The following is a 14,450-nucleotide window of genomic DNA, read 5'->3' as shown; positions in this document are numbered from 1 at the left end:
AAGTATGATGAAAATGCAAGAGATATTTTTGGGAATAAAGTAAAATTTCAATGACCATAAGGAGAAACGGCCTTAAATTTCTAAAAAGCTACTTGTAGTAAGGGATTATATGAATATAAGTTTTTTAGTTTAAGAAATTTCAGTATGTAAAGAGAATGGGACTAGAGATGTGAACAAAATTCGAACGGATTTGTGAAGATTTTTTGAATGGGGAAAGTAATGTGAGAAAAGTCACATTGAATATGTAGCTTCTTTTTTATAATGAAGGCAAATAGAAAATTGAAAACTTACTAAGGATTACAGTAGAAAAGAAGGGATATAGATGCACGAGAAGATGAGAGATTCTTTAGAACGGCCACTTCAAGATTTACGTATTTCAGTTATTGACCGTTGTAATTTTAGGTGCACGTACTGTATGCCGGCGGAAGTGTTCGGACCTGATTACGCTTTTTTACAGGAAGAGTTTTTATTAACGTTCGATGAAATTGAAAGATTAGCGAGATTGTTTATAAATATGGGAGCCCATAAAATTAGGCTAACTGGCGGCGAACCTTTATTACGTAAAGACTTACCGAAGCTAATTGCAAGGCTTGCAAAGCTAGATGGCTTAACGGATATTGGACTCACAACAAACGGTATTCATTTAGCAAAACAAGCTAAAGCGCTAAAAGAAGCGGGATTAAAACGTGTAAATATTAGTTTAGATGCGATAGAGGATCATGTTTTCCAAAAAATTAATGGACGAAATGTAAGTACAAAACCTGTATTGAAAGGAATTGAAGCAGCAAAAGCAGCTGGATTAGAAGTAAAGGTAAATATGGTCGTAAAAAAAGGGATGAATGATAGTCAAATTCTTCTTATGGCTCGTTATTTTAAAGAACAAGAAATTCAGCTCCGTTTTATCGAGTTTATGGATGTTGGTAGTACGAACGGATGGAACTTTGAACAAGTAATTACGAAGGAACAATTAATAGAGAAAATTAATCGTGTATATCCGATTGAGCCCGTCGAGCCTCGTTACTTTGGAGAAGTTGCGAAATTGTATCGATATGTAGGGAGCAATGCAGAAGTTGGATTTATTACTTCTGTCTCTGAGTCATTTTGTTCTTCTTGTACGAGATCTCGTATTTCGGCAGACGGTAAATTTTTCACATGCTTATTCGGAGCAGATGGAACGGATTTACGAACGCTTCTTAGAGAAAATATCTCTGATGAATCACTATTAAAAATTCTACAACATACATGGGCGTATAGAAAAGACCGATATTCAGATGAACGAACGGCAGAAAGTACAAAAAAACGTTCAAAAGTTGAAATGTCTTATATTGGTGGATAACGAAAGGAGGATGGCCTATGCAAGAGCGTTATTCAAGGCAAGTATTGTTTTCTGGAATTGGTGAAATGGGACAAAGAAAAATAAGAGAAAAGCATGTGCTCCTAATCGGTGCGGGTGCACTAGGAGCTGCAAATGCGGAAGCACTAGTTAGGATGGGAATTGGGAAATTGACAATTGCTGACCGTGACTACGTTGAATGGAGTAATTTACAGCGGCAACAGTTATATACAGAAGAAGATGCACAGCAGTGTAAACCAAAAGCAATTGCAGCGGCAGAACATTTAAGAGAGATTAATTCTGAAGTAGAAATTGTACCAGTTGTAACGGATGTCACAATGCAAGAGATGGAAGTGTTAACAAAAGAAGTGGATCTCATATTAGATGCGACTGACAATTTTGATACACGTCTACTTATAAATGACATGTCACAAAAAGAAAATATACCTTGGATATATGGTGGATGTATTGGGAGTTACGGTGTAACGTATACAATTCTTCCGGGGGAAACACCATGTTTTCGCTGCCTAATGGATCATCCTATGGGTGGTGCAACATGCGATACAGCAGGAATCATTCAGCCAGCTGTACAAATGGTTGTTGCTCATCAAGTAACAGAAGCGATGAAAATATTGGTGGATGATTATCAGGCGCTGCGAGGAACAATGTTATCGTTTGATATTTGGAACAATCAATATCTTTCGTTAAAAGTAAATAGACAGAAAAAAAGTACATGTTCAGCTTGTGGCAATGTACGCACGTACCCAAGTTTAACATTTGAAGCACAAATGAAAACTGAAGTGTTATGCGGGCGTAATACAGTTCAAATCCGTCCGGGAGTAAAGGGGATTCTTAATTTAGAAGAAATTAAAAAGCGCTTACAAAAAAGTGTGAATGTCCAAAAAACTCCGCATTTACTATCGTTTCTAATTGATGACTATCGTTTCGTTTTATTTACAGACGGTAGGGCGTTTATTCATGGGACTAATGATATGAAAATGGCAAAACGATTATACGCAAAATATATAGGGTGAATAGAAAGAAAGTTTCTTCTTATCAAAACGAGGTGAAAAAGAATGTTAGAAAAACGTATGCCAATTCCAGTGGCAGAAGCAGTCGCACGTGTAATGGAGTATGCCTATCTAGGTGAAACGGAAAAAGTTTCTCTTATAGAAAGCTATGGCAGAATTCTTGGAGAAGATGTTGTTGCAGATCATGATGTCCCGCATTTTGATCGCTCTCCATACGACGGGTTTGCAATTCGAGCGGAAGATTCAAAAGAAGCAAGTAGCAGTAACCCTATTCGGTTTGAAGTTGTTGGTGAAATCGGAGCAGGTTTTGTTTTTACAGAAGAGGTGAAAGCATTTCAAGCTGTCCGTATTATGACAGGAGCCGCGATTCCAGCGGGGTGTAATGCTGTTGTTATGCTAGAGCTGACGGAAGCGTTTGAAGAAAATGAAAAGACTTATATAAAATTAAAACGCTCTTTCGTCGCCGGTGATAACATCTCTTTTAAAGGAGAAGATGTAAAACAAAATGCCATACTTGTGAAAAAAGGAACTGTTATTAACCCTGGAGTAGCAGCGCTTCTTGCTACGTTCGGTTATAGTTCAGTACATGTTGTAAGACAGCCGGTTATTGGGATTATAACGACAGGAAGTGAACTGCTCGAAGTACACGAACAACTGAAAGAAGGGAAAATTCGAAATAGTAACTCCTATATGATAGCTGCTCAAATTGAACGAGCAGGTGGAGTTGTACGGTATTATGGACAATTTGCTGACGATTTAGAGACGTGTTATAAGACTGTAAAAAAAGCAATGAAAGAAGTCGATATTTTAATTACAACTGGTGGGGTTTCAGTAGGAGACTATGATTATTTACCTGCTATTTATGAGAGATTACAAGCTAATGTACTTTTCAATAAAATAGAGATGCGACCAGGAAGCGTGACAACTGTAGCTGAGCTAGAAGGAAAACTATTATTTGGTCTATCTGGTAACCCTTCTGCTTGTTATGTCGGTTGTGAATTATATGTTCGACCTGTCATTCAAACATGTTTACATAGGAAAGATGCGCACGTATATCGTGCAGAAGCAATTTTACAAAATGATTTTCCGAAAGCAAACCCATTTACTCGTTTTGTAAGAGGGAGAGTAGAAATTGTAGATGGTCAATTGCAAGTTACACCAGTTGGCTTAGATAAATCAAGTGCAATTTCTTCACTTGCAGAGGCGAATGCATTTATCGTTTTACCGGGCGGAACACGAGGGTTTGAAGCAGGGATAACTGTTTCGGTACTGTTATTAGAATCAAACGTAGGAAGCGAGTGGCCATGGGAAGAACCGCTTCGATCGTACAAGTAATAGAAAAATAGATTGATGGCTTCTCCGCAGATTAGATCTGTATAAGAAATGATTTAAACAAAGATAAGAGGTGCAAGATGACATATACGTATTATGAAGTAATTGATACACCTATTTCAATTGAAGATGTTACAAGTAAAGTAATTCGATGTGAATGTGGTGCTGTTACTACTTTTATTGGTACTGTTAGAGAATTTACGAAAGGACGTCGTACGCTATATTTAGAGTATGTAGCTTATAAGACAATGGCGGAAAAACAGCTTGCGAAAATTGGTGCCGAAGTAGAAGAGAAGTGGCCTGGGACATATGTGGCAATTACACATCGCATTGGTACATTGCAAATTTCTGATCTTGCTGTTGTTGTCGCTGTTTCTACACCACATCGGAAAGCAGCCTACGAGGCGAATGAATATATTATGGAGCGAATGAAACAAGTTGTTCCGATTTGGAAGAAAGAGTTTTGGGAAGATGGTGAGTCATGGATAGGTGATCAGCTAGAGAAAGTAGCATATGTAAATGGCGAGCCTGAAAAGGAGATGAGAACATGATTGAAGTACTATTATTTGCACATTTGCAAGAAGAAGCAAGTAAGCCAGCTTTGCAAATAGATTGTGAAAAGATTACGGTTGCTGAGCTAAAAGATATTCTTGTTAAAGGATACAACATAACAATTTCAAACCAGATTATGGTCGCTATCAATGAAGAATACGCAAATGAGGACGACATTATTCAAACTGGCGATGTAGTAGCAATGATTCCGCCGGTAAGTGGTGGTTGATTCTTTTCAGTCTAATCATGTGAGTACGTGATTAGACTGGAGGGAATTAATATAATTATGCATACATAGGAGGGAACAGGATGAAAAGTCCTAATTTTCAATTAAGTTTACAAACTTCTAATCTAGTTATCGGTTTTATGGTATGGGTCATCTTATCATCATTAATGCCATATATTAAAGCGGATATTCCATTAACTGCGGGACAAATTTCTATGGTCACAGCAGTACCGGTTATTTTAGGTTCTATTCTTCGCATTCCAATTGGTTATTGGACAAATCGTTTCGGAGCAAGAAAATTATTCTTTATTAGTTTTATTCTATTATTATTTCCTGTCTTTTATATTAGTGTTGCTAATTCAATGATGGATTTAATTATTGGTGGATTATTTGTAGGAATCGGTGGAGCCGTTTTCTCAGTAGGGGTAACTTCTTTACCGAAATACTTTCCGAAAGAGAGTCACGGTTTTGTAAATGGTATTTATGGTGTGGGTAACGCTGGAACAGCAATTACTTCTTTCTTAGCACCTGTTATTGCAACTTCAGTTGGTTGGAGAACGACAGTACAGTGTTATTTAGTTTTACTTGCAGCATTTGCACTTATGAACTTTTTATTAGGCGATCGTAAGGAAAAAAAGGTGAATACACCATTAATGGAACAAATAAAAGGTGTATATAAAAATGAAAAACTTTGGTTTTTATGTATCTTTTACTTTTTAACATTCGGATCATTTGTTGCATTTACAGTATACTTACCAAACTTTTTAGTATCTCACTTCGGATTAGAGAAAGTAGATGCAGGTATGCGGACAGCTGGATTCATCGTATTAGCAACAATGATGCGCCCAATTGGCGGTTGGCTCGGTGATAAGTTTAATCCATTTAAAATATTAATCTTCGTATTTATCGGCTTAACACTTTCAGGTATTATTTTATCATTTATGCCTAGTATGAACGTGTATACATTTGGCTGCTTACTAGTCGCATTCTGTGCAGGCATTGGAAATGGTACAATCTTTAAACTTGTTCCAATGTACTTCTCTGAACAAGCAGGGATTGTAAATGGGGTTGTGTCAGCTTTAGGCGGACTAGGAGGATTCTTCCCACCATTAATTTTAACACTACTATTCCAACTGACAGGTCATTATGCAATTGGATTTATGGCATTATCAGAAGTCGCACTTGCTTGTTTAATCATCACCGTGTGGATGTATAGCCAAGAGAAGCTGTTAGTGATGTTAAAGAATCATTAATAAGGAAAAAAGAACCGTCCAAAAGTATTCTGGGACGGTTCTTTTAGTAATAGGCTTCGTCAAGTTTTATCGTTAAGTCGATATAATTTCATTTACTACCTCAATCTTAATCAAAGCCTGTGTTCTAAAATAGTGTGCTTTTAAAATGAAAAACAGAAGAATTATGGGATTTTATGTTAAAATATAGATATCAGATGTTATTCAATTAAAGGGCAGGTTAGTTGAAGAAATGTTAAATCTCTTCTAAAGGTAGAACTAATTTTTAGAATACAAATATTTAATTGGATCGGGGTGTTTAGATGAAAAAATTATATAAGTCCACTCAAGATAAACAAGTATCAGGTGTATTAGGCGGCTTAAGCGATAAGTATGGAATTGATGTTAGTATCCTTCGAATAGTAACTGCATTGTCAGCCTTTTTTACTAGCGGAATAACAGTGTTAATTTATATAATAGCTGCAATTGTTTTACCTACAGATAAAGAAATAAAGAGATAAAAGTATGAACTCAAATCTAATTCAGCAAACGGGAGCACTAACGGAACAAGAAGATAAAGGCACCTCGCCATCTTACACGTCTGTGATACCAGAAATGGACTTCGCCTTTGGTAGCAAGAATCCCACTGACGTTAGTCAGCTTGCCCCCTTAGAGGTGGGGGTGTCAATTGTCTGTCTAATAAATAAAAAGAACAAACGTCTATAAAAAACGTTTGTCCAAAATTAATTAATAGTTCACTTAAGAGATAGATTACGATTTGTTAGTAGGAGAAAGCTTTTTTATAAGCTTAGGAAGTATAGAGGTTAGTTCCTGTTTCATACGCTTTGTAAACGATGGATCTTTACCTGAAGTTGAAATAGTGAAAACATGCTCATCATTTCGGATGACACCAGGTGTGTGAAATGATGATTCTGTACCATCACTTACAACGTTAACCCATTGGAAATCATGGGCGGCCTGTTTGATCATCATATTTACAGCATGTTGATTTGTAGCTGCATAAATAAGATGAGCATTTTTAATATCATCATTAGTAAAAGTTTTTTGCTTCCAAGTAATATACGGAAGCCCCTTCATTTCTTCGCAAATCTCTGGGCTAACAACGGTGATAAAAGCGCCTGTATCCTTTAATCCAGACGCTTTTCGATATGCAATTTTACCTCCACCAATTATAACGACCACTTTTTTATTTAAATTAAACATAAGAGGGTACATGTTATACATACACACATTCCTCCATTCGTTCTAACAATGCTAACTTCATGTATGTATCAAATTGAAGACAATTACAAGTCGTAACGTGATCATATTTTTTTGTATGTAACTTAATTTTCTGAAGCAACAATCCGGTAAAGAGAAGGTACGGCATAACATATACATTTGACGCAGTCGATGTTATATTTTTAAGCTCAGCAGTAAAAGAGGGGGTTCCTTTCGTTAAAAAGGCACAACATACTGGCATACCGATTTTCTGCTCGACAGCTGCTCCAATTTGTTGTAATTCATATATAGGCTGAGGATCACTACTACCTCGGCCGACGAGTAGAATTTCACTACCTTGGATTGGCATTGCTTCAAGTATTCTTTTAACGACAAGTTCCACCATATGTGGATGTGTACTAAAAGGTGGCGCAACTGAAAATATTATATGTGGATATTTCTTTTGCATTTGCTCTATTTCAAAAGGAATATCACGTTTATAGTGAGCTGCGGCAAATAATAAAACAGGTACAATCATTATTTCAGTCGCTCCCTCTATTACTGCTTCTGTAACTGTATCCTGAATGGTAGGAGTTGTTAGTTCAAGAAAAGCTATTTTTTGAATCCTTTCGTTACATTCTTTCATAACAGATTGAATAAAGTGAATGAATTGTTCGTTACCTTCTTGTAGTCTGCTACCGTGTCCGACATAAATAATTCCTTTCATCGTGCTACCATGTCTTTCTTTATAACGATTTCTTGTAATTGATGATCTACGTTATGAAACCCGACTTTATTCGCATAGTGTAAAGTTGGAACATCGGTATATGAGAAGGGAAGAGTAAGGGTATCTATAAAGCCAAGGCGTTTTACTTCTGATAGAAACGTATCAATGGAAGCACGCCCTTCAAATACAATGCTATCCCATGAGAATTCAGAAAGCATACGGGAATGAATTTCATCGAAGCGATGATCAATTGTATACTCATGAGTCATCATATAAGATCCAGCACCCATTTTTTCTTGAATAAAAGCAATTCGGTTAATATTTCGGCCTAAATAAACAGTTGTATCGGAAGAAAACTGTGCTTGTTTACTTAATAGTCCATATTGCATCAGTTTTTCTTGAGTGGCACCGTTCATATATTGTAGTTCTGCCTGTAAGGAACGAATATCTTTATGATGTTTACTGCATGATTGCATCAAGATTTCTACACTCTCAGCTGAACAAAATACAAGGCGATCAACGTTAAAAATTTCATTGATTTGTTCAGAGGTTAATGTGTATTTTTCCTTTTTGAAAGTTGGAATTTGATATATTTCTGCACCGGATTCTTGTAACATTTGTTTTATTGAACTTTCTTTATTTGTTGCAGATGCAAATAAAACTTTTTTGCCGTGCAATGGTTTATGTTCTTTCCAAGCGATTTGATTCCGCAAGGTAACAACATCACCAACAATCGTCATAGAAGGGTTAGAAATATTTTCGTTTTTGACGTTATGAACAATTGTTGATAGTGTCCCTGTGACAACGCGCTGTTTCCCAGTTGTACCCCATTCAATGACTGCTACTGGCGTATTTTCTTTCTTTCCTGCTTGTAGTAAGTTCTCACAAATTGTAGGTAAGTTTTTTATACCCATGTAGTAGGCGATAGTATCACTATTGTGGGATGAATTGTGTTTTTCGTGATCGGTTAAAGGACCTTTTGCATGTCCAGTTAGTAAAGTGACGCTATTACTGTAGTCACGGTGGGTGAGGGGGATACCTGCATAGCTACTAGCGGCGATGCTGGATGTAATACCTGGTACAATTTCATATGGAATGCTCGCTGCTGCTAAAGTTTCTGCTTCTTCACCAACTCTGCCGAAAATAGATGGATCTCCGCCCTTTAAACGGACAACGATTTTTCCTTCTTTCGCAAATTGAAGGAGGTGTGCGTTAATCATTTCTTGTCGCATAGTATGATTTTTCGGCATTTTTCCGCAATAAATAAGTTCGCATGTTCCTTTCGTATAACTAAGAAAGGCAGGATTTAATAAGCGGTCATATAAGACAATATCTGCACGCTTTAAGCAATCTATCGCTTTTTTTGTAATAAGCCCTTCATCACCCGGTCCTGCACCAACTAAATATACATATCCGTTCATATTCGCACCTCATCTATTTTTATTTAAAAGGAAGCCAGGGAAGGCTTCCTTTTGTAAATTACATGTATATATAAATATCCCCATCAAAAACTTCTACTTCGTACGTTTGAATACAACCGTCATCAGGTTTTTGAACTTCACCTGTTAGTAATGAAATTTTCCAATCATGCAGTGGGCAAAAGACGAATTCCCCAGATACAATTCCTTCCGCTAACGGTCCATTTTTGTGAGGACAACGATTTTCTACAGCTCGAATATCGCCATTTGAAAGACGAAATAGGGCGATAGACATGTCTTTCATTTGCACCTCTTTACCAATTTGGATAGGAAGGTCGTCTGCACGCATAACTTTTATTTTTTCTTTCGTTTGTAACATATGGATCACGGCTCCTTATTTCACAGTTTCTACTTCATACATCGCTTTTAATGACTTCGTTTCTAGTGCTTGTCCCCATGCTTCTTTATATGTGCTACGAGCTGTTTGGAAACGTTCATTTAGCATAGTGACCATACTTGTATCTTGTAGTATTTCTTTTATGTGATCGAAGCCTAATCGTTCTGTCCAGTAGGCAGTGCGCTCTCCGTAAATACCAGTTTCACGATAATATTGTACGTAAGCTGTAGCGATGCGAAGCACATCGTCCTCAGTAGGGACAATCATTACAAAATCAGCTTCACGTACTTCTGTACCACCATTTCCGCCGATATAAAGTTGGAATCCATTTTCGACACAAACAACGCCAAAATCTTTCGTTAGTACTTCAGCACAGTTACGTGGACAACCCGTTACACCCATCTTCATTTTATGAGGTGTATCTACCATTTCTAATGATTGTTCAAGTAGCATACCAAGTCCTAATGAATCTTTCGTACCGAAACGACAGAAACGAGAACCAACACATGATTTTACATTACGAAGAGATTTTGAATACGCATATCCAGAAGTCATATTTAGGTCAGCCCAAACGTTAGGTAAATCTTGTTTCTTAACACCATATAAACCGATTCGACTTGCGCCTGTAATTTTCACAAGAGGAACATCATACTTTTTCGCAACTTCCGCAATTTTCATTAAATCATCTGCGGTTGTAACGCCTCCGTACATACGTGGAATAACAGAAAATGTACCATCATGCTGGATGTTACCATTCATTCTTTCATTAACGTAACGGGATGATTTATCATCTGCATATTCTTCTGGAATCGCCATACGTAAATAGTAATTTAAAGCAGGACGACATTTCGAACATCCGTCTTCATGTGCAAAATCAAGAACATTTCGTACTTCTTTTGGCGATTTTAAACCTTTCTCATGAATTGCCGCTACGACTTCATCACGTGAAAAAGTTGTACATCCACACATACCGGCAGATTGTGCTGAGGCATCAAAAGTATCTCCAAGTGTATGAGATAAAATTTGTTCAACAAGTGGGCGACATTTACCACAAGACCCCGCGGCTTTCGTACATCCTTTAACTTCTTCAAAAGTTGTTAAGTCTTGTTCTAAAATGGCATGAACAATTGCTCCTTTAGTAACACCATTACATCCGCAAATAGTGTCATCCGCACTCATAGTAGCAACGTTAATTTCGCTTTCTTCACCAGCTTTGTGAAGAAGGGAAGCTGCTGTATATTCTTGTATGTCTTCTTCTTTCTTTAACATGCTAAAGAGGCGTGTACCATCAGCAGTATCACCATATAAAACGATACCAACGACTTTATTGTCACGAATTAATACTTTTTTATAGGAACGTTTACATTCATCAAAGATTGAAATTGCTTTCGTTTGATCATCTTCATAAATTTGGCCAGCAGAGAATAAGTCACAACCTGCAACTTTTAATTGTGTACCGGCGATACTGCCCACATATCCATCAGTTTGTAAATTCGTTATATGTTTTGCTAATATTGCACCTTGTTCATAAAGAGGCGCAACAAGTCCATATGCGATACCGTCATGTTCCGCACATTCTCCAACTGCATAAATGGACTCATCATTTGTTTTCATATAGTCGTTGACTACAATGCCGCGATTTACAATTAAACTAGCATCTTTTGCTATTTGAGTATTCGGACGTATTCCGACAGCCATTACGATTAAATCACAATTTACAATTTCACCATCTTCAAATTGAATACCCTCAACATGATCTGTACCAAGAATCTTTACAGTTTTCTTTTCCATGAGAAATTTCATGCCTTGCGCTTCTAAATCTTCACGCAGAAGGGAAGATGCTTTGCTATCTAGTTGTTGCTCCATTAAGCCCGGCATTAAATGAACAACATGTACGTCCATTCCTAAGTCAATGAGGCCCCTTGCGGCTTCTAAACCAAGTAATCCACCACCAATGACAACGGCCTTTTTCTTTTCTTTAGCAGTATTAATCATAAATTGTGTATCTTCAATTGTTCGAAATCCAGTCACACCAGGAAGGGTGGAACCTTCAACAGGCAATATAAAAGCACTAGAACCTGTTGCGATAATGAGCTTGTCGTATGTAAGAATACGATTTTTTTCTGTGACAATGACTTTTTCTTCTCGGTCAATACTTTGAACTCTTTCGTTTGTATATAAAGTTATTTCATTTTCTTCGTACCAACTATATTCATTCATAATGATATCTTGCATATTTGTTTTGCCTTGTAGAACATGAGAGAGCATAATGCGATTGTAGTTTGGATGTGGTTCATCTCCAAAAATAGTAATAGTATATAAATCACTATCATGTTTTAATATTTCTTCCATACAGCGTATTCCAGCCATACCATTTCCGATCATAACTAAACGTTTTTTCATATTCATTTCCCCTTTTATGTGAAAAATTGAACAAAGAATTATATTTCCATTATAGAAAATCAAAAAAGAGGAAGATGTGATATTTATCACATTTTTATAATGATTCACAAATTGTTAAAATTCGGATTTATGTGAAGGGAGAAGCGAAAGAGATATTTGGTTGGGTAGAGAGGTGAGGGAATGAAGAGAATCCCACCTAATTAGAAATTTCATTTTATGAGAGAATACGTTTTTTTAGTGGAAAGAAAGGCGGAATAATCAGTTGTGAGTAAAGAATCCTCCATTAAGAAAAGTGTGAATGTTTTTTACGCAATGAAAAAGCAGGACATGAGCATTTATACTCATGTCCTGTACTTTATTTATGCTTTTGTAATTGCACGCGGAAATAAAATGTTATTTTCCAAATGAATATGCTCAAATAAGTCAGATTCTAGAGCTTCAAGGCGCTGGTAAACAAGGCGATAAGTGCCGCAAGCTCCTTCTGGAGGAGTAAAGTCATTTGTCACTTTACGAAATTCTTTAATAATATTGCCAGCGTGGTTATGTTCATTTTCCAACTCATCTACTACTTTGCGTAACTGTGCATAGTTTTTATCAGTTGGATTTTGTTCGAATTCTAAAATTAATGGGAAATCTTCCGTTTCTTCTTTAATTAAATGCTGTTCTAACTCAATCTTTAGTTCATGAAATAACTTATGAATTTGAGCCAAATGAGGCTGACCTGCCCCGTGAACGCGCAATACTTTCGTCACATATGGACTTAACTGTGGCAACTCTTCATTTAAATAGCGATGATGCTTATTTATAACATAATCAATCAATTCGCGATAAGAAGCATTTTTCCAATCAATTTCAGATTCGTTTAATAGTTTCGTTTTATGATAAAGCGTATTTAACTCTGTAATTACTTCTGTTGCCGATAAATTTCTTTCATTAATTGCATCAATAATTGGTCTATTTCCACCACAACAAAAGTCTATTCTATATGATTTAAAAAGATCACTAGCTTTCGGAAATTGTGTTACAATCTCACCGATAATTGAAGTTTCAGTAAATGTATGTTTCATATGAATGCCTCCATAAAGTTTAAATGTAATATCTAAATCAAGAATAGCGATAAATTAAAATCAATGTGGTGATTTAAATCACTTAATATGTGTCATTTTTGAGAATAATAAAATGATTTTTATCCCGCATTAACGGGCAGTAAGACTCCCACCTCGAAGTTCGGCGAATGCGAGGAAGTTAGGTGGGAGATCAACTGCCCATAAAAGCCCGATTGGTTCAACTAATAATCAGTGGGGGATGGAACCCACCCCCACTGATTAAAGTTTCACTTTATTTAAGCAAGAGGAAGAGTAATTAGATGTAATATATAATAGTGATAAAAAAAGAAGCTTCTACTAAGCTTCTTTTTTTATCACTATTATTCACATGCAACTCCATCGCCATCTTTATCTAGTTTACGGCTATATCCTGGTTGATCTTTATATAAAGGAGCTTTGCCGGCAGCTCGAACTGCATCACAATTTTTGTAATATGCATTACTAGTATTTCCTGTAGCTGGTTGTGTTTGAGCTTGCTGTGCTTTTTGCTGCTCTTCTTGTTGTTTACGGGCTTGTTCATCAGCCTGATGTTTCTGTTCTTCTTGTTGTTTGCGAGCTTGTTCATCAGCCTGACGCTTTTGTTCCTCTTGTTGTTTACGAGCTTGTTCATCAGCCTGACGCTTTTGTTCCTCTTGTTGTTTACGGGTTTGTTCATCGGCCTGACGCTTTTGTTCCTCTTGTTGTTTGCGAGCTTGTTCATCAGCTTGGCGCTTTTGTTCCTCTTGTTGTTTGCGGGTTTGCTCATCAGCTTGGCGTTTCTCATCTTCCTGTTTACGAGCTTGTTCTTCAACTTGGCGTTTTTCATCTTCTTGTTTACGAGTTTTTTCGTCCGCTTCTTTCTTTTCTAATTCCTTTTTCTTTTCGTCATCTTGTTTCTCTTCACTATTAGAAGCAACTTTTTTATTCGTTGCTGTCGTTTTTTCAGAAGAAGGACCTGAAATACCTGATAGCGCAACAAAAATGACAAATAAAACAGCTGTAATAATAAATTGTTTTTTTGCTACACCTGTTTTCTTAATAACAGATAATATTGCAAGAACAAGGAAGAAAATAAATAGAATGAAACTTAAAATAGCAAAAAATTCGGCGATTGGGTGTTCAGATTTTGTTGTGCCGGTCACTATTAAGATAATTGAAATCATAAAAAGAATAACAGTTGGACGACCATATTGTTTTGTTTTTCCATTTTTCTTAAAGAATGAAATGATACATAAGATTAAAAGAATGATGGCAATCAAAAATAAAGCTACACCAATATTACTCAAAATAGCCATTTTCATACCTCCATTTGTAAGATTTTCTCTATTGATTATATAAAAATTCATTGGGAATTACAGGGTTTTTAATAAAATAAAAAAATTTATATTATTTTTTAATAGATAAACAAACAATTATTTTATATATAAAGAAAAATGGATTTAATTCCTATTACCTTTTGAAAAGATTTTCATAGATTATAGTATCCCATTTGAAAG

At 36.3% G+C, this 14,450-nt stretch carries 14 protein-coding genes; 7 read left to right on the top strand and 7 right to left on the bottom strand.

Annotation, left to right across the window (positions count from 1 at the left end; all coding sequences use genetic code 11):
- The first annotated feature begins 322 nt into the window (after positions 1-322).
- From moaA to FT637_RS16680, 7 genes are all read left to right on the top strand, one after another.
- The gene (moaA, locus tag FT637_RS16710; protein ID WP_193647242.1) at positions 323-1,336 is read left to right on the top strand and encodes a GTP 3',8-cyclase MoaA; all 1,014 of its coding nucleotides are present in this window, start codon (positions 323-325) and stop codon (positions 1,334-1,336) included.
- 17 nt (positions 1,337-1,353) lie between these two features.
- Positions 1,354-2,367 (top strand): molybdopterin-synthase adenylyltransferase MoeB, encoded by a 1,014-nt coding sequence (locus FT637_RS16705; RefSeq protein ID WP_193647241.1) that lies wholly within the window; start codon positions 1,354-1,356, stop codon positions 2,365-2,367.
- Positions 2,368-2,409: 42 nt separating this feature from the next.
- A complete protein-coding gene (gene glp / locus FT637_RS16700) occupies positions 2,410-3,699 on the top strand; it encodes a gephyrin-like molybdotransferase Glp (RefSeq protein ID WP_193647240.1) in 1,290 nt (429 codons plus the stop codon).
- A 77-nt stretch (positions 3,700-3,776) separates the two neighbouring features.
- Positions 3,777-4,247: a molybdenum cofactor biosynthesis protein MoaE gene (locus FT637_RS16695; RefSeq protein ID WP_193647239.1), complete on the top strand. Its 471-nt coding sequence runs from the start codon at positions 3,777-3,779 to the stop codon at positions 4,245-4,247.
- The gene (gene moaD / locus FT637_RS16690) at positions 4,244-4,477 is read left to right on the top strand and encodes a molybdopterin converting factor subunit 1 (RefSeq protein WP_193647238.1); all 234 of its coding nucleotides are present in this window, start codon (positions 4,244-4,246) and stop codon (positions 4,475-4,477) included. The genes FT637_RS16695 and moaD overlap by 4 nt, the downstream gene beginning before the upstream one ends.
- An 80-nt stretch (positions 4,478-4,557) precedes the next feature.
- Complete coding sequence (narK, locus tag FT637_RS16685) at positions 4,558-5,727, top strand: nitrate transporter NarK (RefSeq protein WP_193647237.1); 1,170 nt, start codon at positions 4,558-4,560, stop codon at positions 5,725-5,727.
- Between the two features lie 299 nt (positions 5,728-6,026).
- Entirely contained in the window at positions 6,027-6,224 is a 198-nt protein-coding gene (locus FT637_RS16680; protein ID WP_193647236.1) for a PspC domain-containing protein, read from the top strand.
- Between the two features lie 250 nt (positions 6,225-6,474).
- On the opposite strand, the gene FT637_RS16675 is transcribed toward FT637_RS16680, so the two are convergent.
- From FT637_RS16675 to FT637_RS16645, 7 genes are all read right to left on the bottom strand, one after another.
- On the bottom strand, positions 6,475-6,948 hold the full coding sequence (locus tag FT637_RS16675; protein ID WP_193647235.1) for a precorrin-2 dehydrogenase: 474 nt from the start codon (positions 6,946-6,948) through the stop codon (positions 6,475-6,477).
- Positions 6,941-7,651 carry a sirohydrochlorin chelatase gene (locus FT637_RS16670; protein ID WP_193647234.1) on the bottom strand — a complete coding sequence of 237 codons (711 nt, stop codon included), beginning with the start codon at positions 7,649-7,651 and terminating at the stop codon, positions 6,941-6,943. Before FT637_RS16670 ends, FT637_RS16675 begins: the two co-directional genes overlap by 8 nt.
- Positions 7,648-9,072 (bottom strand): uroporphyrin-III C-methyltransferase, encoded by a 1,425-nt coding sequence (locus FT637_RS16665; protein WP_193647233.1) that lies wholly within the window; start codon positions 9,070-9,072, stop codon positions 7,648-7,650. The genes FT637_RS16670 and FT637_RS16665 overlap by 4 nt, the downstream gene beginning before the upstream one ends.
- Before the next feature lie 58 nt (positions 9,073-9,130).
- The gene (gene nirD / locus FT637_RS16660; RefSeq protein WP_193647232.1) at positions 9,131-9,448 is read right to left on the bottom strand and encodes a nitrite reductase small subunit NirD; all 318 of its coding nucleotides are present in this window, start codon (positions 9,446-9,448) and stop codon (positions 9,131-9,133) included.
- A 15-nt stretch (positions 9,449-9,463) separates the two neighbouring features.
- Positions 9,464-11,869, bottom strand: coding sequence for an NADPH-nitrite reductase large subunit (nirB, locus tag FT637_RS16655; protein WP_193647231.1), 2,406 nt, complete (start codon positions 11,867-11,869; stop codon positions 9,464-9,466).
- A 359-nt stretch (positions 11,870-12,228) separates the two neighbouring features.
- On the bottom strand, positions 12,229-12,936 hold the full coding sequence (gene ric, locus FT637_RS16650; RefSeq protein WP_193647230.1) for an iron-sulfur cluster repair di-iron protein: 708 nt from the start codon (positions 12,934-12,936) through the stop codon (positions 12,229-12,231).
- A 359-nt stretch (positions 12,937-13,295) separates the two neighbouring features.
- Positions 13,296-14,249, bottom strand: a complete 954-nt coding sequence (locus tag FT637_RS16645) for an excalibur calcium-binding domain-containing protein (RefSeq protein ID WP_193647229.1) — start codon at positions 14,247-14,249, stop codon at positions 13,296-13,298.
- Between the last annotated feature and the right edge of the window lie 201 nt (positions 14,250-14,450).

Source organism: Bacillus cereus (assembly GCF_015071065.1).
GTDB lineage: Bacteria > Bacillota > Bacilli > Bacillales > Bacillaceae_G > Bacillus_A > Bacillus_A cereus_BA.
The sequence above is the reverse complement of the archived record's forward strand: the minus strand, read 5'-3'. Positions and strand labels throughout refer to the sequence as shown.

Bases quoted from the DNA above. Each gene is read 5' to 3' on its own strand.
- moaA (WP_193647242.1), top strand. From the start codon at position 323: ATGCACGAGAAGATGAGAGATTCTTTAGAACGGCCACTTCAAGATTTA.
- FT637_RS16705 (WP_193647241.1), top strand. From the start codon at position 1,354: ATGCAAGAGCGTTATTCAAGGCAAGTATTGTTTTCTGGAATTGGTGAA.
- glp (WP_193647240.1), top strand. From the start codon at position 2,410: ATGTTAGAAAAACGTATGCCAATTCCAGTGGCAGAAGCAGTCGCACGT.
- FT637_RS16695 (WP_193647239.1), top strand. From the start codon at position 3,777: ATGACATATACGTATTATGAAGTAATTGATACACCTATTTCAATTGAA.
- moaD (WP_193647238.1), top strand. From the start codon at position 4,244: ATGATTGAAGTACTATTATTTGCACATTTGCAAGAAGAAGCAAGTAAG.
- narK (WP_193647237.1), top strand. From the start codon at position 4,558: ATGAAAAGTCCTAATTTTCAATTAAGTTTACAAACTTCTAATCTAGTT.
- FT637_RS16680 (WP_193647236.1), top strand. From the start codon at position 6,027: ATGAAAAAATTATATAAGTCCACTCAAGATAAACAAGTATCAGGTGTA.
- FT637_RS16675 (WP_193647235.1), bottom strand. From the start codon at position 6,948: ATGTATAACATGTACCCTCTTATGTTTAATTTAAATAAAAAAGTGGTC.
- FT637_RS16670 (WP_193647234.1), bottom strand. From the start codon at position 7,651: ATGAAAGGAATTATTTATGTCGGACACGGTAGCAGACTACAAGAAGGT.
- FT637_RS16665 (WP_193647233.1), bottom strand. From the start codon at position 9,072: ATGAACGGATATGTATATTTAGTTGGTGCAGGACCGGGTGATGAAGGG.
- nirD (WP_193647232.1), bottom strand. From the start codon at position 9,448: ATGTTACAAACGAAAGAAAAAATAAAAGTTATGCGTGCAGACGACCTT.
- nirB (WP_193647231.1), bottom strand. From the start codon at position 11,869: ATGAAAAAACGTTTAGTTATGATCGGAAATGGTATGGCTGGAATACGC.
- ric (WP_193647230.1), bottom strand. From the start codon at position 12,936: ATGAAACATACATTTACTGAAACTTCAATTATCGGTGAGATTGTAACA.
- FT637_RS16645 (WP_193647229.1), bottom strand. From the start codon at position 14,249: ATGGCTATTTTGAGTAATATTGGTGTAGCTTTATTTTTGATTGCCATC.